At 39.5% G+C, this 19,847-nt stretch carries 17 protein-coding genes; 7 read left to right on the forward strand and 10 right to left on the reverse strand.

Annotated elements, in window-relative coordinates:
- Positions 1 to 40 precede the first annotated feature (40 nt).
- Entirely contained in the window at positions 41 to 547 is a 507-nt protein-coding gene (locus GTQ38_RS16815; protein ID WP_161436713.1) for a hypothetical protein, read from the forward strand.
- Between the two features lie 67 nt (positions 548 to 614).
- Positions 615 to 1,352 (forward strand): LytR/AlgR family response regulator transcription factor, encoded by a 738-nt coding sequence (locus tag GTQ38_RS16820; RefSeq protein WP_161436714.1) that lies wholly within the window; start codon positions 615 to 617, stop codon positions 1,350 to 1,352.
- A gap of 30 nt (positions 1,353 to 1,382) precedes the next feature.
- On the opposite strand, the gene GTQ38_RS16825 is transcribed toward GTQ38_RS16820, so the two are convergent.
- The 3 genes from GTQ38_RS16825 to GTQ38_RS16835 all read right to left on the reverse strand — a co-directional run bounded on the left by GTQ38_RS16825 (position 1,383) and on the right by GTQ38_RS16835 (position 5,814).
- Positions 1,383 to 2,156 carry a 3-keto-disaccharide hydrolase gene (locus tag GTQ38_RS16825; protein ID WP_161436715.1) on the reverse strand — a complete coding sequence of 258 codons (774 nt, stop codon included), beginning with the start codon at positions 2,154 to 2,156 and terminating at the stop codon, positions 1,383 to 1,385.
- 147 nt (positions 2,157 to 2,303) lie between these two features.
- Positions 2,304 to 2,597, reverse strand: coding sequence for a hypothetical protein (locus GTQ38_RS16830; RefSeq protein WP_161436716.1), 294 nt, complete (start codon positions 2,595 to 2,597; stop codon positions 2,304 to 2,306).
- 106 nt (positions 2,598 to 2,703) lie between these two features.
- Positions 2,704 to 5,814, reverse strand: coding sequence for a WD40/YVTN/BNR-like repeat-containing protein (locus GTQ38_RS16835; protein ID WP_161436717.1), 3,111 nt, complete (start codon positions 5,812 to 5,814; stop codon positions 2,704 to 2,706).
- Between the two features lie 279 nt (positions 5,815 to 6,093).
- Here GTQ38_RS16835 and GTQ38_RS16840 point away from each other — a divergent pair, with 279 nt between their 5' ends.
- Entirely contained in the window at positions 6,094 to 6,645 is a 552-nt protein-coding gene (locus GTQ38_RS16840; RefSeq protein WP_161436718.1) for a hypothetical protein, read from the forward strand.
- Between the two features lie 139 nt (positions 6,646 to 6,784).
- Here the strand turns inward: GTQ38_RS16840 and GTQ38_RS16845 are convergent, their stop codons facing one another.
- Entirely contained in the window at positions 6,785 to 6,952 is a 168-nt protein-coding gene (locus tag GTQ38_RS16845) for a hypothetical protein (protein ID WP_161436719.1), read from the reverse strand.
- A 247-nt stretch (positions 6,953 to 7,199) separates the two neighbouring features.
- On the opposite strand from GTQ38_RS16845, the gene GTQ38_RS16850 reads away from it, so the two are divergent.
- Positions 7,200 to 7,832 (forward strand): NAD(P)-dependent oxidoreductase, encoded by a 633-nt coding sequence (locus tag GTQ38_RS16850; RefSeq protein ID WP_161436720.1) that lies wholly within the window; start codon positions 7,200 to 7,202, stop codon positions 7,830 to 7,832.
- A 200-nt stretch (positions 7,833 to 8,032) separates the two neighbouring features.
- The gene (locus tag GTQ38_RS16855; RefSeq protein ID WP_161436721.1) at positions 8,033 to 8,908 is read left to right on the forward strand and encodes a hypothetical protein; all 876 of its coding nucleotides are present in this window, start codon (positions 8,033 to 8,035) and stop codon (positions 8,906 to 8,908) included.
- A gap of 45 nt (positions 8,909 to 8,953) precedes the next feature.
- On the opposite strand, the gene GTQ38_RS16860 is transcribed toward GTQ38_RS16855, so the two are convergent.
- Positions 8,954 to 10,708: a serine hydrolase gene (locus GTQ38_RS16860; RefSeq protein ID WP_161436722.1), complete on the reverse strand. Its 1,755-nt coding sequence runs from the start codon at positions 10,706 to 10,708 to the stop codon at positions 8,954 to 8,956.
- 105 nt (positions 10,709 to 10,813) lie between these two features.
- Positions 10,814 to 12,796, reverse strand: a complete 1,983-nt coding sequence (locus tag GTQ38_RS16865) for a serine hydrolase (RefSeq protein WP_161436723.1) — start codon at positions 12,794 to 12,796, stop codon at positions 10,814 to 10,816.
- 222 nt (positions 12,797 to 13,018) lie between these two features.
- Between GTQ38_RS16865 and GTQ38_RS16870 the strand changes: the two genes are divergently transcribed.
- Positions 13,019 to 14,011: a sensor histidine kinase gene (locus GTQ38_RS16870; RefSeq protein WP_161436724.1), complete on the forward strand. Its 993-nt coding sequence runs from the start codon at positions 13,019 to 13,021 to the stop codon at positions 14,009 to 14,011.
- Positions 14,012 to 14,023: 12 nt separating this feature from the next.
- Positions 14,024 to 14,719, forward strand: coding sequence for a LytR/AlgR family response regulator transcription factor (locus GTQ38_RS16875; RefSeq protein WP_161436725.1), 696 nt, complete (start codon positions 14,024 to 14,026; stop codon positions 14,717 to 14,719).
- A 138-nt stretch (positions 14,720 to 14,857) separates the two neighbouring features.
- On the opposite strand, the gene GTQ38_RS16880 is transcribed toward GTQ38_RS16875, so the two are convergent.
- The 4 genes from GTQ38_RS16880 to GTQ38_RS16895 all read right to left on the reverse strand — a co-directional run bounded on the left by GTQ38_RS16880 (position 14,858) and on the right by GTQ38_RS16895 (position 19,837).
- The gene (locus GTQ38_RS16880; protein ID WP_161436726.1) at positions 14,858 to 15,505 is read right to left on the reverse strand and encodes a hypothetical protein; all 648 of its coding nucleotides are present in this window, start codon (positions 15,503 to 15,505) and stop codon (positions 14,858 to 14,860) included.
- A gap of 139 nt (positions 15,506 to 15,644) precedes the next feature.
- Positions 15,645 to 16,562, reverse strand: coding sequence for a DNA adenine methylase (locus GTQ38_RS16885; RefSeq protein WP_161436727.1), 918 nt, complete (start codon positions 16,560 to 16,562; stop codon positions 15,645 to 15,647).
- A 10-nt stretch (positions 16,563 to 16,572) separates the two neighbouring features.
- The gene (locus GTQ38_RS16890; protein ID WP_161436728.1) at positions 16,573 to 18,453 is read right to left on the reverse strand and encodes an SNF2-related protein; all 1,881 of its coding nucleotides are present in this window, start codon (positions 18,451 to 18,453) and stop codon (positions 16,573 to 16,575) included.
- Positions 18,454 to 18,457: 4 nt separating this feature from the next.
- Positions 18,458 to 19,837, reverse strand: a complete 1,380-nt coding sequence (locus GTQ38_RS16895; protein WP_161436729.1) for a hypothetical protein — start codon at positions 19,835 to 19,837, stop codon at positions 18,458 to 18,460.
- Positions 19,838 to 19,847: the final 10 nt, after the last annotated feature.

A 19,847-nucleotide genomic window follows, 5' to 3' on the forward strand; every position in this document is an offset into this window, starting at 1 on the left:
ATTCATAAATCGCGAATTTCCCGATTAAAATCCAAGGAACATGAACCGGAAATCATTTATTAAAAAAAATCTCTTTCTGAGTGGCCTTTTTCTGGCTGCTCCCATAACAGTATTGGCTCGTAAGGATGGTCCAAATGAGGTATTTGATGCAGAACTAATCAGTGAGTTTGTATTTGCGGCCCACAAAAGCCTGGATGAAACAAAGAAGATCATTGAAAAATACCCCCTGCTCTTAAACTGTACCAGCCAACTCAAAAAAGGCGATTTTGAAACTGCTGTCGGGGGTGCTTCACATATGGGAAGAAAGGATATTGCGGATCTACTGGTGGCTAAAGGGGCCCGACTTGATATTTTTAACTATGCTTTTTTAGGATATGATGATTTTGTAAAAAAACTCATCACGGATTATCCACAATTATTGAAGGCCCCTGGGCCACATGGCTTTACCCTTTTGCATCATGCCCAGGTAGGAAACAGAGATGACCTGGCAGATTGGCTACAATCCCAGGGACTGACTGAAACTTTTTTTAAGGGTGCATTTGGATAACAGTCAGGATTAGATCTATGAAAAACGCTTTTGGTATATTTAAAGGTTGAATTAATTCTGCATTCTCATGCCTTTGATTTCCGATAACAGGCGGTTTTATCTCTTTTCAACTCTGTTGTTGCTGGTCTTTTTTATAATAGCCTTTTTCCAAAATTTTATAAAGTATAGCAATCACAGCAGCTACAGTGTTTGGACCACCATCATATACCTGTCGGTGCTTTTATTTCTTTTTGTTCCCGTGTTGATCGCTTGTGTGCGAGTGCTTCAATACTTCAAGGCGCGTTATTTGGAATGGTACTGGTATCTGAGTATAGGATTGGCACTATTTACCTTGGCCGTATTCTTTGTTGTATCCAATGTAATCCTCCACAGTGTTGGTTTTTTTGATTCGTATTTGGACGCCAATTTTGTGCGGTATTACTTTGGAAGAGAGGCCCTGTTCCATCTGATCTTGATTGTATTAGCTACCTTTTTCGTGTATTACCGAACCACCGTATCACAGAAATTGCAGGTCTATAAGGGAAGGAAAAAATTGACCATCGGCGTTGATCTGGTTCATTGGATAGAAGTTGAAGGGCACTATCTCAACTTCTATACAGCGACTGATAGTTATATAAAAAGGGAGCGCATTGGTGTAATGGCCAAACGACTATCGCCTGAATTTATCCGGATCCATAGAAAGTTTCTGGTAAACAAGAACCAAATTGCTTCAAAAGAAAAAGAAAAGCGGGATGAGTATGTTGTTCTTAGTTCAGGAAAACGTTTGAAAATAGGGCCTTCTTATAGCAAAAAAGTTACATTTTAGACCGGCACTCACCTATCGAACCAATTATTGTTATAACTCACGGATCTTCATATTGCGGAACCAAGCCTCAAAATACCAGTTCTGAAGCGCGATTTTTCCTTTTGTAGCCTTTCCAAAAGCCGGGGCGTCCTTAAAACCGGAGCTGGCAATCTTAGTTGTCCAGGCTGGTGACCTTAGATCTTCTTCCGCGGTCAGCTTTCCATTGAGGTAAAATTGGATCTTTCCATCTTGCTGAATGATCCTGGCGGTATTCCATTGTCCGGTAGGATTGGCCTCAACCTGGTTCAACTGAGGGGATATACCCCAGAGGCAACCGGGGCGTTTTAAAGGTGTTTTTGTATCCATATGTGCAGGCTCCAGGAGTTGGTATTCCGGTCCGGTCTGATAGGTAGCCTTATACCGCGGAGACTCCTGTACATTGATAAAAACACCTCCGTTTCCGCGCAGGGCCATCTGCCATTCAAATACTAGCTCGTAATCTTCGTATTCTTTATCGGTAACCAAATCCCCAAAGACTTTAGATTCATCGGTAGCATTGCAAAAAATAGTGCCTTCCCGTACTTCCCAGGCCGAAAATCGGGTGGAGTCCGGCTTATTGAAAAGATGCCAGCCGTCAAGGCTTTTACCGTCAAAAAGTAAGGTCCAACCCTGCTCTTTTTCAATATCGTGTAATTGATTGTGCACCTTGTTTTTAATGGCAAGTTCCTTGGAACGTTCAATCTGGAATTTGTCTTTTTTGTCCGTCTTGCAAGAGACCCCTATTAGTAGTGGAATCAGTAATAGGAATAGGAAATTTCGAATCATTGTTTATTAATATCGTTGAGATGGTTTATGGTTAGGTTGAACCATCAAATCCTGATTTCTTCATGCAATCAAAATTCTTTGGGACTCCTAAAATAGCAAAATTGTCCACCATCTCGCTGAAACTGGCAAACATCCGCAGGATAATCGCTAAAACGTGGAATTCATCATAACATAGCCTGCAATAAGGTTTGCAAGGATAAACGCAATTCCAAATATGTATTTAAACCTAGGTTTTATCGCAATGAGGACCACATAAACAAGCAATGATAATAAGCCTATTAATCCTGGAATAATGATGTATATAAAACCACCATGGCCAGAACTTGGAGAAATGTCTGCCATTAAAGCAATGGAAATTGAAAGGATTATAGAAATGAATATTAAGGCTATGAAGGTCATGCTGACTTCATCAAAACTTTTTGGTGGTTGTTTTGTATTCATTGGTTGTATCTTCCTAAGAACCATAAGCCCGCCCAATTAGAAACCAAGTCCTTCAGACAGGCTTTCCACTATACCTTGAGAAAATCTGTAAAAATAATTCCAAATATTATCTGGTCTTCCCTACCGAGATCTGCGGGATGCTTTCAGTTTTAGTGTTGATTCCTTTAATATCCGTATTTATGATCTTATTCAAGCTACTGCTCGCGTCGTTCACCTCCCCCTTTAATTGTACCAATCTTGCAATCTGTGGTTGAGTGGGTTTGGCGGTGGCGCTGTTAACGGCACGCATCAAAGAACGGATCTCTTCGCGCAGTCTTGGTCTTTGACGATAGGTCATAGCCGGAGGTGGCCTTTTTAAAATATCATCCTGGAAATCAGAAATGCGCTTCATAGCCGTTTTGATATCCTCAAACAAAGATTTGTCAACGCCCGGGCCTTCGCTATGTTCCAATTTGTTCTTCAACTCTTTTAATTGAGATTTATAAGTGCTGGTATTGTTGATCATAGTATTTGTTTGTGACAAAAGCTCCCGAAGTTCCAGCAGTGTATTTGTTTTAGAGTCATAGTCCTGGGGTGTAAGATCCATTCTGGGATCAGCGCGAACTTCAACGGATGTTTCTTGCACCTCTCCATTCACCTTCAATCTCGCCATGTAGGTTCCAGGCGAAACAAAAGGATACATGGGGCCGGAATAGAACCCTCCTCCTGTATCATTTTCCAGTTTTGTGGCAGCCTCATGGCCCAGATCCCAAACGATTCTGTTTATGCCTTTTTTCGCCGTGGAGTCTTGCAAAGTGCGGATAACGTTCTTAGAAGCGTCCACAATCTCCACAGTTATTGGTTCCTTTTGGTCTTGAGCAAGGTAATAGTTGATATTGGCCCCATATTCAGGATTTTTGGCGCTATAATGACGATCTCCCAAATTTTCCAACCTCCAGAACATATGCCATAGAGTAGCTCTCCGGACAGGGAATAGATGAGTGGATTTCCCTTTGGTATCCGTTATTTCCTGAAGCGGTCTGATATCGTCCAAAATCCAGGCGCCCCTTCCATGGGTCCCGACAATCAGATCCCGGTCCCTGGCTTGAATTCTTAGATCTCGCACTGAGACATTCGGGAGGTTATTATTGATTTTGGTCCAGTTCTGTCCCTTATCCCAGCTTGCGAATATCCCATGCTCCATTCCTGCATATAAGAGGTTTGGATGGATAGGGTCCTGCCTTACCACCTTTACATAATCGTCCTGAGGAAGACCATTGCTTATCCTGGTCCAGGATTTTCCATAATCTGAAGTCATAAAAGCGTGCGGCCTAAAGTCGTCCGATCTATGCTGATCTACGGTTACAAAAGCCGTACCCGCATCGTGTTCCGAGGCGTGTATTTTAGATACCCAGGCAAAAGCAGGCAGTCCCTTGATCCGATCTTTGAGATTGGTCCAGCTCACTCCCCCATCCCGGGTTAATTGAATGTTACCATCGTCAGTGCCAACCCATATTACCCCCTTTTCTACAGGAGATTCATCAATGTATAGTATGGTACAATGGAATTCAGCCGCGGTATTGTCCTGATAGATCTCTCCACCGGAAGTCTTTTGTTTGGATTTATCATTGGTTGTAAGATCTCCACTAATTTCTTCCCAGGAATGTCCTCTGTCAGTCGACTTGAAAACCACATTTCCTCCCGTATAAACCGTATTGTTATCATGTGGTGAAATAAGGATGGGAGCATCCCAATTAAAGCGGTACTTGTGATTTTCAATGGCATCTCCGGCAGATCCTACGATTTTCGGATAGGGATGTATGTTCCTCACATTGCCATGGCGGGAATCCACATGAAAGATTACACCTCCTTGCAGGTTGGCATAGACCTCATGCTCGCTTCCGGGGATAGGTACGGCATAATAGCCATCCCCATATGCCAGCCCCTTCCAATGTCTTTTCAATATTCCGGCGGTATATAAGGAATTGCTTGGGCCAACCCAGGTGCCATTGTCCTGTAATCCCCCGTAGACATTATAGGGATCCTTGTTGTCTATGAAGATCTGATAGAATTGAGACAATTCTACATTATTGATGATTTCCCAGCTGTCTCCGCCGTCATGAGATATCTGATACCCACCATCGCTTCCATTCAGGATATGATTGGAGTTGGTGGGGTCTATCCAAAGCGCCTGATGATCTCCATGCACCGTTGTGGCAATCCGTTCCCAGGTTTTACCTCCATCAACGGATCTGCTGAGCCTGCCGGAAATTGAAAAGAGAATATCAGGATTGTTTGGGTCTACCCTTACATCACTGTAATAGAAAGGGCGGAAGTTGATATTGGGGTCGTCGTTCACCATGACCCAGTTATCTCCGCGATCATCAGACCGGAAGGCCGTTCCCCCACCCTGAAACTCAGTCATCAGGTAGATGATGTTCGGCTGGCTTTGAGCAATATGGATCCCTGGTCTTGCCATTGGGGTTTCGGGTAATCCCTTCATTATCTTTTTCCAGGTCTCTCCCCCATCCATAGTTCGGTAAACAGCGGTTTCCTTACCCCCATCATCAAAACGCCAGGGTTTACGCCTAAAAGTCCACATACCCGCATACATAATCCTCGGGTTGCTCCTATCCATAGCGATATCCGCACAACCGGTGTCCTCATCTATGTATAATATTTTATCCCAACTTTTACCGCCATCTGTAGTTTTAAACACCCCTCTTTCCGGATTTGCTCCCCACTCCTTCCCCAGTGCGCAAACGCAGGCAACATCCGGGTTGTTGGGGTCTACTACGATCCGCTTTATTCTTTCCGTTTCCTTCAGCCCTAGATGCACCCAGCTTTTCCCTGCATCTACCGAGCGGTAAACTCCCCATCCGTAACCCACACTGTTTCTGGGATCACCTTCCCCGGTACCTACCCAAAGCACATTGTGATCTGAGGGGGCTATGGTTAAGGCGCCGATGGAATAGGCGCGCTGCCCTTCAAAAATGGGTGTAAAGTCCACTCCCCCATTGGTAGTCTTAAAAATCCCTCCATCTGCTCCGGATACGTAAAAGGTGCTGGCATCCCCTGGGATACCGTCAATATCGGTCACTCTACCTCCCATATTGGCCGGACCAATGGCCCGCCATTCATAAGATTTTAGGGCTTCGGCATGAGAGTTATTCTGGGAGAACAGTGGACAAGTCAATAGAAAGGCCCCCACTACCGGGAGCATCACGGAAAGTCTCATAATGGATTGAATTAGTCAGTTGAAAATAATAGACAAAATAGCCAAAAAACTAGAGATATGGAAAAGAATTGGCAAGGGGCAAACTGTATTATATGAAGTGCCCAAGTACATCCGAATAATTCCATTTGCTACTTCTGTCAAAGGACATTCTGACATCTCTTAAAATCATCCTCTGGATAATCACTTCCGGAATTTAGAAATATAGTCTAAAAGACTGATACACATCATTGTAAGCCAGCGTTTTCAGGAATAGTTTTGAACATCAAAAACCTGAAAATCATGAGAACGCTAACATTCCTTTTCTTCATTTTGTCTTTGACCTTTATAACTGCGCAAGAGACCGATCAGCAATCGAGAAAAACAACTGTAGGATTTGAATTGGATGCGGTACCATATATATTCCAGGGATATTATGGTTCGGTCTGGGTAGGTCATGATCATTTTAGATACAGGGCTGTAATTACAAAAATAGATACCCCGGACTTTATCCTGGAAGACGGTTTTACCAATAATGAAATGAGGGTCTATGCGGCAATTGTAGATTACTTTTTTAAACCCGACTTCCAAGGTTGGTGGATAGGACCTGGTCTGGAGTATTGGGACGCGAGTATACAGACCGACGCGGAATTGGAAACCGCGGAATACAGCAATACTATATTCACCCTTGGCGGAGGATATGTGTGGAAATTTCACAAGAATTTTTATTTGAATCCCTGGGTGGCTGGACACTTTAGGATTGCAGGCGATAAGGATGTTAGGGTAGATCAAAGCATATATGAAACTCCGTTATTCATACCGGAGGTTTCCGTAAAGTTAGGCTGGCATTTCTAAATTAATATGCAGCTTAATGAGAAAGGCGACTAATATATTAGGGCTAATTCAGGCTTTCGTTGCATTGGGTGCCATTCCTGCCGGACTTGCTGTTTTAGTCGATCCCAGTGGAACAGACATAGGGGCGCCTTTAGAATTGTTACGGCACTCCCCTTTCCAAAACTTTCTTATCCCCGGGCTTTTCCTTTTCATAGTTAATGGCCTCTTTAATGTTGTTGGTGCATGGTCTTCTTTCACCGGCAAACCATATGCCGGGAAGCTGGGCTTTTGGCTGGGCTTGTTTTTGGTAGCCTGGATAGTTATTCAAGTTTATTTTATCCGTTCCATCCACTTTTTACATCTATTGTATTTGGCGATCGGATTCCTCGAAATAAGTATTGCTCATAGAATTAATTCAAGGAAATAAACGTCGTACAACAAAATACCTGGACATCTCCCCTATTAATTGGCTACTGTTTTATAACACATCCCATCCCCAATAATTGACACTTCAGTCAGAAAATATTTAATGAAGTCAGCTAATGTTGGAACTTTAGAACGCAAAACTTTCTATCATGAAGCTTTTGATCATCGGCGGAACGGGCAAAACCGGCAGAAAATTAATTGAGCAAGGCCTTACGCAAGGGCACTACATCACCGCTGTCGTTCGAAAACCCGGAAAACTAAAAATCAAATCCCCGAATTTAAGCCTTGTAAAAGGGGACGTACTTATAGCAGAAAGTATAGAGGATGCCTTTAAAGATCAGGATGCCGTACTTTCTGCCTTAGGCCACAAACGATTCTTTATCAAAACAACCATTCTCTCCAGAGGCACAAGAAATATCATAGCCGCAATGCGCAAAAATGGAGTTAAGCGATTTATTTGTATTACTTCTCTGGGTATAAATGACAGTAGATTTAAGCTCGGGTTATACTATACGCTATTTACCATTCCTGTAATTCTGTTTTTCTACTTTTTAGACAAATCCAAACAGGAGAAATTAATCATGGAAAGTGATTTGGATTGGACCATAGTGCGCCCCGGTCAATTGACTAACGGAAAACTAAGAACAAATTATTATCATGGTGTGAAAGCGGGGCATTATGTTTTAACCAAAATGATCTCCCGTGCCAGTGTGGCCCATTTTATGCTGGAAAATTTGGGATCCGATCAGTATCTGCACCAGGCAGTTGGGGTAACGAATTGACCCAGTGCAACTGTATTTATTAGAACTTCTAAATTTGAGCCTAGCAAAACATTACACCACCACAAATAAGCGCGAATACTCTAAAAATGATACCTTTGGTCTTTATTTATACTACTTAATTGTGGCCTAAATGTTAAAACCCCAAAGCGAAACAATTTAGCGCTGAAAAACAAGTTAGGAGTAAACAAATCGCTCATACCATGCTAAACCTACGACCGCCTCTTAAGTATCTTTTTGTTTCAACTATATTGGGTTCTCTTTTGTTTTCTTGTAGTAACGAAAATGGGGATTCTGAGACAAGCATAATAACAAAAACTGCGAATATTAGTTTTTCTGAGACTTCTTCGACCGGTTTTGAGGGAGGGGTTACCACTTACAGCTCCAATACGGACCCTCAAAGTAAAAATTCAGACTCCGAGTTCTTTATTTCTCAGTACCCACTTGCAGAGTATCGAAAAATTTATGAGGTAGAATACGATTCTGTAGTCACTGTTGAACTGGATACCATTACTATGGATACGCTGTCCGTAAATGTAGAAGTGGTGGAGTTGTCCAGGGAATTCACAGGGGAAGTCATAAAGGGAAACCTATGGGCGCCCTATGAGCAATACTATGTTTCGGAACTGTATGTGGGAGTTCCACAAGCTGTTTTGGATACGGTTCAGAGAATTGAAATACTGGCAGATGTAACGGATAGCTTAGCCGATGAGCCTGCAAGAGGCGGGATCTCCATTTCCCTTCGGAATCCGGATATTGACGTAAACTATTTTCTATATGACAGTTATTTTGAGATGGATTCCTCACTCTACGTCAAATCCGATGAAGTACCGGTCTACAATGATAATGGAGAGGTAGAAAGTTATACTTCCGGTTTGATTCTGCCTTTGTTCAGGCTGCATCACCAATCGGACGATGTTACACAACCGCTTACCAGATCTTTTAGAATGGAAATAAGGCTCGGAGAGACCAGTTTCTTCGCGGATTTCTCTGTTTATTTCGTATCCGCGGAAGTCTGGGGCAATCGGAATTGCTGGTTGCACCAGGTACCTGAATGCCGGGATTATTTTGAGGAGTAATTATCGTTTATCGCATTTTACTTATAAGTCCTGCTGATTTGGCGTTCAATGATTATATGGGACATAATTAGACCATTCCCAGGGCGTATACTGGTCTGCAAATGTGTAATTCAATAATTCTTTAAAGATACTTTCGCCATTTTCGGAATTGGTCATAATTAGGATCCCTTTGCCGGATTCCGGGAAAATAAGGGAATAGTGTTGAAATCCACTGCCATTACCTCCCTTAGAAAATCCTTGCCCATAAGGGGTTTCCAGGGAAAGCCACCCCAAGCCACAGCTTAGATTGATGTTATCGTATTTATTGGTAGTCTTTGCTGCATCCGGTCCAAAGTGTTTTAAGGAATGAATTCTTATCTGTGGACTGAAAATTTCCTTATACGAAGATTCACTGAGAATCTCCTGATTGAGAACAGCCGTTAAAAACTTGATGTAATCCTCGGCTGTGGTTTCCAACGTACTTCCTGCCCTTGGTTCATTGTCTATGTCTTTGTTATAGTTCTTTCCGTTCTTCATGTGTCCGTAGGCAAAATCTTCTTCGAATCTGCTTTGCCATTGGTAGGCAGAATTCTTCATTTGCAAGGGTTCAAAAATAATTTCCTGGGCAAGTTCTTCCAGGCCCTTTCCTGTTATCTTTTCCAAAACCACCTGCAGGTAGACAAAACCTTCGCCACTGTAACCGTATTTGGTGCCCGGAGGAAAGAGGACTTTCAATTTTTTGTCCGGCTCAAAGAACCTCCAATTTGGAAATCCGGTGGTATGTGCCAAACACATTCTGGCGGTTATCTTAGGATATAGACTGTCATTTTTCAGATCCGAATAATCATCATGCCAGCGGGTTAAGGGTTCATATTCATAGATTCTCTTGGGAAGATAAGACTCCAGAGGCGTGTCCAGATCAATAACTTTATCTTCTACTAATTTCATCACCAACACGCTAAAGACCGCTTTGCTCAGTGAAGCTCCATAGATATTTGTGGAATCTGTCAGGACCAATTTATTCGGAAAGTCTTTGTATCCTACGATATTTTTATAGACGGCTTGCTTATTATCAAATATGGCAACCGCCATTCCGTGTACGTTTGCTTCGCTCGCCAGTTGTTGGATCTTAAGCGTTATGGAATCTTTGGAGATCAAACTTCCATCCAGACGTTCTATTTGTGGCTTAGGCTCTGAAGTACAATTGCTAAAAGCCAAAATCAGTAAAAACAAAGCAACTGTGTTTATGGATTCAATCGGTTTGAATTTTAAAAAAGGTATAGCTAATGGGTAGTAGCATTTTTCACTTCGAATCACATAAATGATGTTGAACATCACAATGACAATAATAATGGGTATGGTAGCGATAAATATGAAGAAGCCCCATTTTTCTACAGTAACCAGACTGATAAAAGACAGGAAAAAGAGTAATAATGCGGTAATCTGAAAATTAATAACCTTAACCCCATGCTGATTATAAACGGGATTGCCCTCTCTTTTATGGATCCAGATGAAAAGCGGAAGAAGAACATTGCATAGGGGTATAAAAAGCCCGATTAGCGGAGTCGCGTGCAGCAACAAAAGCCATTTTTTCTTGATGGTTTCTTCTTTTGGATTTTCTAAAGGGAGTAACTCGTTTACCTCAATGTCCAGAGCCACCGCCAGCAGTTTTAGGGTATTCAGGTGAGGATTAACTTCGGCATTTTCTATACGTTGAATGGTGCGAACCGTAACACTGGCTTTGTTGGATAATTCTTCCTGAGAAAGTCCTTTACTTTTTCTGTGAAACTTTAATCTTTCGGCAAGCGATGTATTGGGCATGAATATCAGTTTTACTTCTAAAGCAAATGTATTCAATACCGCTTGCATTTCTTACGACATTTAGATGTCATGTTTATGTCATTGCTCTTAAAACCGAATCATTCCTTATGGGTTTATTGAAACAAATCCTGGTAGAACATGTTCCGCAATGATTTGCAACATACCGTTACCGTCGTTGTTATGACCAGTGGCTACAACGATTAGATCCAGCTCGTCTATTTGAACAATATACTGGCCTCCCCCACCCTGGGCAGATGCGCTGTAATAGCTTTTATTGCCATGTTTAAGGTCTGCATTCCAAAAGAAATAGCCGTATCCCTGCTTAGATACATCTTTGCCGCCGCCAAATACATCATCGTCTCCGGTAAGTAGTATTCTGCTGGTTGCTTTAGCGATATAGTCCTCCGGAATCAGCTGTTCGCCATTCCATTTGCCTTTATTCCTGACCAGTATACCTAATTTAGCCATATCCCTGGAGGTTACGCTGGATCTCCATCCTGATGCAGGCAAGCCATATTCGGTTTCCCACTTGTAATTTGTAATACCTAATTTATCAAAGAGTTCATTTTTGATAAAATCTTCGGCAGTACCGGGTACAACAGCCTCAATAACTTGCATCACGAAGGGTGGATTGAAGTTCCCATATTTGAATTCCTGAGACTTTGGAGTAATTGGCGCGCTATGTTCAAGAACGGCCTGAACGATCTTTTGGCCGGTTAAACTATTGTCTTCCCTGAATTCTTTCCACTTGTCTTCAGGAATGCCTAACCCACCCTGCATGGTTAAGGCTTTATTAAGAGTGATTTTTTCTACACCTTCTGGAAATTTTGAGGAATCCAGCTCTTTGAGAAAGCTCACTACGGGCTTGTTCAGATCATCCATACTCAAATACCCCAGCTGTATAGCACGGCCTAGCAACAAACTGGTCATGGCTTTGGTAGCAGAGGCCTGAGGGTGTGCCACATTGCTGCGGCCACGTCTGAAATAGGATTCAAAGAGCAGCTTGTCTTTGTGGATAATAAGAAAGCTATCGAAGATGCTATCCTGACTTTTAGCAATCTCCCGGGCCAGCTTAAGAATCGCTGCTTTATCGCCACCATCCTTGCCCAATTCCCCTACTGAAAGTCCGTCTTTTCGGTCCTCAGGAGTTGGATTAATATATGCCTGATTTAGTAGTGGGGTTTTAGAAGCAAATTCATCAGTATTAAAGGTAGAACCGTCCTTTATTGCGGTGGATAGCCAGGCTATGCTGCGTATGGCGGTCATAGGAAAGCCGGATTCATGATTTCCTTCAATCACTTCCTTATGTATAGCCAAGCCTACATCTCTTCTTTTCCTCAGTAAGCTATAAAAATCCTCGATAGACTTAGCTGCGTCCTCTTCTAACGTGCCATAAGAAAGGAACACATTGGCATTTAAGCTATTGTTTTTATCTGTACGGGAGGCATTAAATTTAGAATAAAGTTCAGATAGATAGGGAACTTCGTTTTTTATAGATGGACTACCAATAATGTAGTTGTCAAAAGTTTGAGGTTGCGTTAACAAGATATAAGCCCCAAATTCTCCACCCAGTGAGTAACCAAAATAGGTGCGGCTGTCCGGATCTGTGCGATAGTTATTGTCTACGTATTTAATGACATCATTCTTTATAAACTCCAGATGTTTGCTGGCTTGCCCTAGTTGATATTTGGCTTGGATCTCAGGATTGTCATGTTCCTTCATGCTGTAGTCCCGAAACCGGCTAACATGCTTTCCCCGCTCTTTTAAAAGATCTTCGTTGATGTCTAATTGCCAGGAAATACCAACCAAGATCACATCTTTTAGCATATATTCGGTAGCCGCTGATAGTACTTCTATATGCCAAATGGCATCTGTGTAATAGATAACGGGATAGGCTACGTCTGTATTCTCTGAATACCCTTCCGGCAGCTTTATATAAAGTTCATAGTTTTTGTTTGCTTTGGTATCTTTTATTGGGATAACCTGTGTATGCGCTAATTCGAAGGTGTTGTTTGCGTTATTTTCTTGAGTAAAAGCAAGCTGTGACGAGATGGCAAAAACCAGTAGTAGTAACTTCTTTATATTCATCTTCTCTTTTTTATATTTCCTTGATCTGATGGCTGGCAAGCCTTTGTTTCCATAAATTTTGGCTAAAACTAGCGCATAAATGTCGTCAAAATCTTTAAACAGGATCAACGGAAGAATTAAATGACAAAAGCATTTCGTCATTGATTTAAGGCTTTCGTACGGAAATTGAAGTGTCTTGAATTTCAGGATAGTATCTTTGATAGGTTTTTAACAAAAGCACTTATGCTAAAAAAGTCTTTGAGGAATACCATACTCATAAATGTTGGCGCCTTTATATTGTTCGCCATGCTTGAAATATCAGGTAGTTGGTTATTCAAAGATCAATATGATAGTGCTTCTGCCTTTTACCTATGGCAACTGAGCTTTGCTGTGGTCATTATGGTGGTCATATGGATCAACCATTTTATTCTTATCCCGATATTCTACGATAAGCGAAGGTATTTTCTATATGGCATTCTGCTGATCGGTAGCATGTTTCTTGGCGCTTATTTAAAGATATACAAGTCGCCCAGCGTAGTTGGTTTTTATAAGATGTTCTTTTATCTGATCTATACCACCGGAACGGGTATGGCTGCTTTCTTTCTGAGAAGGAATATGCTCATCCAAAGTGAGAATGCTGAGAAAGAAAAACTGCAAAAAGAGATGGAGCTCAATTACCTGAAGGAGCAGGTAAATCCGCATTTTCTATTTAATTCGCTAAACAGCATATACTCACTTTCCAGGCAGAAATCCCCCGAAACTCCTGAGGTTGTCATGCAGCTATCAGAGTTAATGCGATATCAGTTAGAGAGTTCTAAAAAAGACAGTGTTTTATTAAAAGAGGAGCTTGAGTTTTTGGAAAATTACCTTTTACTGGAAGAAAAAAGGCTGAGTAAACGCTGTAAAGTTGAATTTTTAATAGAAGGAGCGCTAATGGGTTTAAGGATCTCCCCCATGTTACTGATCCCCTTCGTAGAAAACGCCCTTAAGCACGGCGCCCAAAGTACCAATGAAGAGAGTACTATTGATATTTCTGCTGCTGTAAAGAATAACACCCTTCATTTTTCTGTAGTGAATTCCAAGCCTTCCACGGTTGTTGAATCTGAAAGAAAGGGGCTGGGGCTTGAAAACGTAAAAAGGCGTTTAAACCTGTTATATCCCAATGCTCATGAATTGGAAATTGAGGATAAGGAAAAAGAATATCGCGTAAATTTAGCTATTGATTTAACCGTTTAGACCATAGAGTTGATGCTAAAAATTGCCATCATAGATGATGAAGAACTGGCTCGTAAAGTCCTAGAAGACTATTGTTCTAAAATAGACAACTTTGAACTGGTCTTGAGCACTGGCAACCCATTGGAATTCATCAATTTCACTCAGCAAAACGAAGTTGATCTCATCTTTCTGGATATACAAATGCCAGAACTCAATGGTATGGAAATTTTGCGTTCGCTAATACATCCACCAAAGGTTATTTTAACTACAGCTTATTCTGAGTATGCCTTGGAAAGCTATAATTACGATGTGGTAGATTATTTGCTGAAACCCATTAAAATTGAACGCTTTTTAAAGGCGATTAACAAGGTTGCAGCATCAAAAATTACACCAACAGAAAAAGATAATGGGAATGAAGGGCTGCAAATAAAGCACGATGGTGTCCCGGTCAATATCCCTTTTAAATCCATCCAGTACATCCAGAGTTTCGGGAATTATTTGAAAATATTCACCGATTCCAGAATGTACCTTATCACAGAAACGCTAATTAACATCAGCACCCTGTTATCCGAAAATTTCCAGCGCACCCACAAATCCTATATTGCCAATCTGGACAGGGTTTCCAAGGCAAGCAAAACCCATTTGCTCATTGAAAACAACAAAGTCCCGGTTAGTGCAACCTTTAAGGTTTTGGTTTTTAAGAAGTTGGAGGGGTTAACTAAACTATGAAGTACTAAATTCTATTTTAAATTGTTGGTGATACGCTCCTATCCTTCTTTGCAAAAGGCTGTCGTTGGCTGGTATTTTCTTCAAATCAAACGACTTCATTATTTTAGGTTTGATCGATAGAATAGTGAAATTTACTTCCTAACTACTTACGTTTGCTAACCTTCTCACCGTTTTTACGAAACTATCTCCGAATTGGACCGCACGGTATTGACTTAAAAACATCAAACCTGACAGAATTGATCCTAGAATCCACTTGTCATTATAAAAACTCAATATTGATGCGATTAATGAAGCGGTATAAATAGATTTAAATAGATCGTTCAATGCATACCAATAATTTGCAGAATCAAAATCATCTTTAATTTGCAACCTAGCACAGTCTTCCCAGAAATGCTCAACATTATTCCATGTACCATTTTCATTAATTTCTTTGATTACCGCATTTACGACCTTCACTCGATACATAAAAAAATGAAGTATTATTCTCATCCATTCGATTAATCGAAACCTCCTTAATCGATTTTTATTTAGAAATTCATGAAATTCCTTGTAAACCTTTAGTGATAAAAATCCTACTCCATGTAAAATGTGGCCAAGAATATAAACTAATGGAACCAGTATTATCCCCAACAGAGTAGCAAATCCATCTAAGAATTCATAATTCTTGAAAAAGTCACTGACTATTTTCAAGATTAAATCAAAATATACTACATCCATCAGAAGTACAAAAAATGACCCTGATGAAAAATAAACAAGAAAATCTCTAAGTGTGAATCTGGCAGTCATATGGAACTAGTGTCTGGGATTGGTAGTAGCATAATATACTAGAATTGGGTGCACATCTCCTTCCATATATTTTGGTTTAACAGGAGCCACAATTCTTTCATCGGCTTTTAGTCCTGGGTTCAATTATCATTGACATGGTCTACCTTTCAGGATTCAGTTTGTTATTCTCTATTTCTTTATCACTGAGAATTATAGGTGCTTTTGTTTTGTTCATGGATTTAGTAAAATGTTCATTCATCCATAAAACTTCTGTTCTTTTTTTTGATTGGCCATTTGCACCTTGGGTGGTAACTTCAAACTCCTTCATAGTCCAACCTTTCTTTTCTGTTAATAGTTCCGCATACAGCTCATTTGAATAACCACTTAAAAAAATCATAGATTTGGATCTGCAGGCCACGTTTAACAAGTCCAAGTGAAAGTTAGGATCATTTGCCTCATTTTGGTAACCATTAATTCTATCTGCCAAATAAGGAGGATCTAAATAAATAAGAGTTGCAGGACGATTGACAAATCTTTCCATTAGCTTTTTAGCATCCTTTTGTTCTATTCTGATGTTCTTAAGCCTTTCAACAACCTTATCTAGCCTCTCAGGCAAATTATTCCAACGGTTTACCCTTGCTTCTCTCTCATTTCGAACGTAAGAATCCGAATATGAAAAGCCTCCCTTACTTGAGCCAAAGGAACCATTTATTGCCATCATAGCTTTAACCAAAAACTGACGAGCTTTTTCCAAATCATTTAACTTTTCGTTGCTTTCTCTTGCCAAAATTAACTCTACTTCGGCGTACGGGGTCAATTCCACTTGTTTTTTAAGCCTTTTGGAATTATTACGTAGTTGCCTAAAAAGATTAACTATTTCACCGTCAATATCATTTATAATTTCAATTGGTGCCGGGGGTTTTGCCAAGGTAACGGCAGCGGAACCACAAAAAGCATCAACCCAACAATTGTGGGGCGGTAAGTCCTTACAAAGTTCAATGGCTAGTTTGTTTTTTGAACCAAAGTATCCAAATGGAGGACGAATTTTTTTATATGTCTTTTTAGTTTTAGTGCTCAATTTCTATATTTTAAAATAATCTATTGTAAGCTTCCAAATCTTCATCCCCTGTAGTCATGTCAAGTGAATAAATTCCAAATTCCTCTTCAATTATGCTATACATTTTTTCTGCTTTACGATTAAGGTTGTCAAAAATATCTATATCAATAGTACTTCTGTATTGCAAAAAGTAATAATTAGATTTTTTTAATTCTGAGCCACCGACTCTATGAATCCTATCCAATGACTGTAGATATTGAGCACAGTTATAAGATAAGTCATAATAAATGGCGTCTTGACAAGTCTTATGTAAAGAGATTGATTCAGCACAAGCCGCCGGATTTGCTATTAATATATCTAAACCGCTATTCTCATCAACGAACTCATTTCTGATTTGTTCTCTACTATTTACTATTGTCTCCGACTCTTTTTCTATTGGGGTGCCGCCGTAAATAATTTTACATCTCATCGAGTTACTTAAAAGATGTTTTTCTATAAGCCTTAAAGTGCCAATAAAGTTAGACCATATGACAACCTTCTTTCTATCCCTTTGAAATCCTTTTACTAAATCAATAAGTTTTAAGATTTTGGCCGGAATCTCAATATTTTCATATTGAAATACAATTTGCTTTAGTTCCGACCTATCTTCCAAAATGTCTTCTTCATAGTCTTCAATTGATGAACTAATTAAGGCTGTGTTAGATGCCGCCTGCCTTAGCCGTATCATCCTTCCTCTATATAATTTTGAGACAAATTCAATGTTATCTATGTAGTCGGTTCTAGAATAGTCTTCAATTCTATTCTTTATGGCCTTATAAATCTTTCTTTCATACGGATTCATATCCACCATTATTGGAGGAAAAAAGACTTGTTCTTCTAGTCCTAATTCGGATTTTCTTACCCTATAGAAAAGCGGATTAATTTTATCTTTTATGATTGCCCCTGCTTCTTCATATAGACCGTTATTTTCTAAATTTTGAATTCTAATTTTTGCATCTTCATCAATAGGACTTTTGTAAGGCCATAAAAAATCAAAAAGATTAAAAGAGTCCATAAAACTTTTAGGCATTGGTGTACCTGTCAACACACAACGATATTTAGTTAATGAGCTTAAGCTTAAAACAGCATTGGCCCATTGGCCTTCTATTCTCTTGATGTAATGGGCCTCATCAATCACTAAAAAGACATCTATTCCGTTTTGGTCGAACAAATGTTTAACATTGTCTAGGTCAAATAAAAGAGTTTGAAAGGATGTCAAATATAACTCTGAACTATTCTCTGTCGTATCGAAATAATTTAATTGTCGCTTTTCCCTTGATCCTCCGGCTAATACTTTTGAATCTGGAACTTTACCCAAAACCATTTCAAACTCTGATCGCCAAGGTCCGAAACTTGCTAATGGACCAACAACAAATAATGTATTGACCTTGCCTTCATCCTTTAGTTTAGCGTATACACTAAGCACTACAGATGTTTTGCCACTACCGGGTACAGAAAAATTTGCGCCGTTCTTTATTATATAAAGATGATATGCCGCCTTTACTTGATGAGCTTTCAAAGGCCTTAACAATATTCCAGACAATGATTGAATAAACATATGGTATTCTTCAACATCAAAAGAACCATTTTTGAAATTTAGAGCTCGCTCTTTTAATATTCTAAAATCTTTGTCATGCTCTTTGTGTTCATCAACTATATTCAAACACTTTGGACATAGCTCATAAATGATATTTTCATTATCCAAATAATCCGTTATTTCAACTATTAAACTGTGATTGTCCTTACCACTAGAAACATAGTCTCCGTCGCCGTTTCTGAAAAAGCCCATATACTCGATATTACCTAGTTGATGACCTTCTAATTCAATAAAATCCTGGATGACGACGATATTTGAACAAATTGAAATTTTCACAATACTATTTATGATTTTTCATAAGAGAATAAATCTCCTTTTTTATTTCATCTGCTTTTTGAGCTACCTGTTCGGCCATTCTTAAACTAGGTTTAAGTTTTGCCTTTCCTATAGCTTGTAAGTTCATATTTTCATGATTAAGCTTTGCAAGAGCAGCTTTAAGTAATTCAAAAGGTGTTTCACTTTCCTTTTTTCCTAAATAAATGTTATAGGATTTTCTTACTCTATGAACTATATCCTCTTCATTCTTTCTATACCATTGCAAATCTTTAATAACTGCATCTTTTGCATCTTTTGTTGTCTCACCATAGGACTTCAATTTTATCTCATCCCTTAATCTTAGTAATTCCTCTTTTGAACTTGGATTATTAAGAAGTTTAGGAATTAGTCGCATTAATTCATGCGATTTCTTATCAACTCCTTGAATCTTTTGTGACCTTATCAGTTTAAAGGCAACATCTTCCACATCTCCTCTTTCACTTTTAGAAATTCCTAATTTGTGTAGACGTTGTGGATCTCTCAAGTACTTGTCAATACTTTTGTAATAATCTATAAATGCCTGCCATTGACCTTTGTTTGAGCCCTTAGCCGTTGCGATAGTATTATATAACCCATTTCGACCCAATCTATCAAGATATTTGTCTATACATTCCAGTGGTTTTAAAAAATCTTCTTCAATCTGCCTAATTTTCTTCCTTTTCTCCGTTGTAGAAAGCATATTAAAGGTTGCATCATAAGACAGCTGTTCTTCGATTGACATTCCATTATCTAATTTTCTTCTAATGGAGATCGCCTTATCAAAATTGGTATATTCTGACTTGCCGTGAGTGTGGAACTGGTAAGCACTTTCAATTTGCTCAATTTCATAGTACGTAGGAGGAGTCTCATCATCTTCATTCTTCTTTCTACCTGGAAGAACTACCACTTCCATTGTTCTATATCTGGACTCAGAGGGATATTCTATTGACAATAATTCTAGTGCCATTTTTCTCCTATTGCCATTGATAAGAAATCCATCACAAGTAATTACAGCAGGTTCATCTTGTCCCCTATCCACAATTGTTCTTTTCAATTCTTTTGTTCTTTCAACGTCCTTTGCTCTTAAAAACCCTCTTATAATTTCCTGACCAAAATCAGTTGCTTCCACAAGTTTACCTTTCTTATGTTCATATGAATGAATGTCAGAAGCAATTCTTCCGTTATCTTTTCGAAATTTTAAATATATCGTAGGTATAGAATATACTTGTCTTTCAATATTTCTTCTCCTATCATCTCTAAAATATATTGGTCTAGTTTTACCTCTAACTTTAGTTTTGTTTTCTTCAATTTCCTTCACCAAAGAATCGATTATTACTCTTGGTTTATTTGCATCAATATTTTCCATAATCTATTTT

The sequence above is a fragment of the Poritiphilus flavus genome (genome assembly GCF_009901585.1).
GTDB lineage: Bacteria > Bacteroidota > Bacteroidia > Flavobacteriales > Flavobacteriaceae > Poritiphilus > Poritiphilus flavus.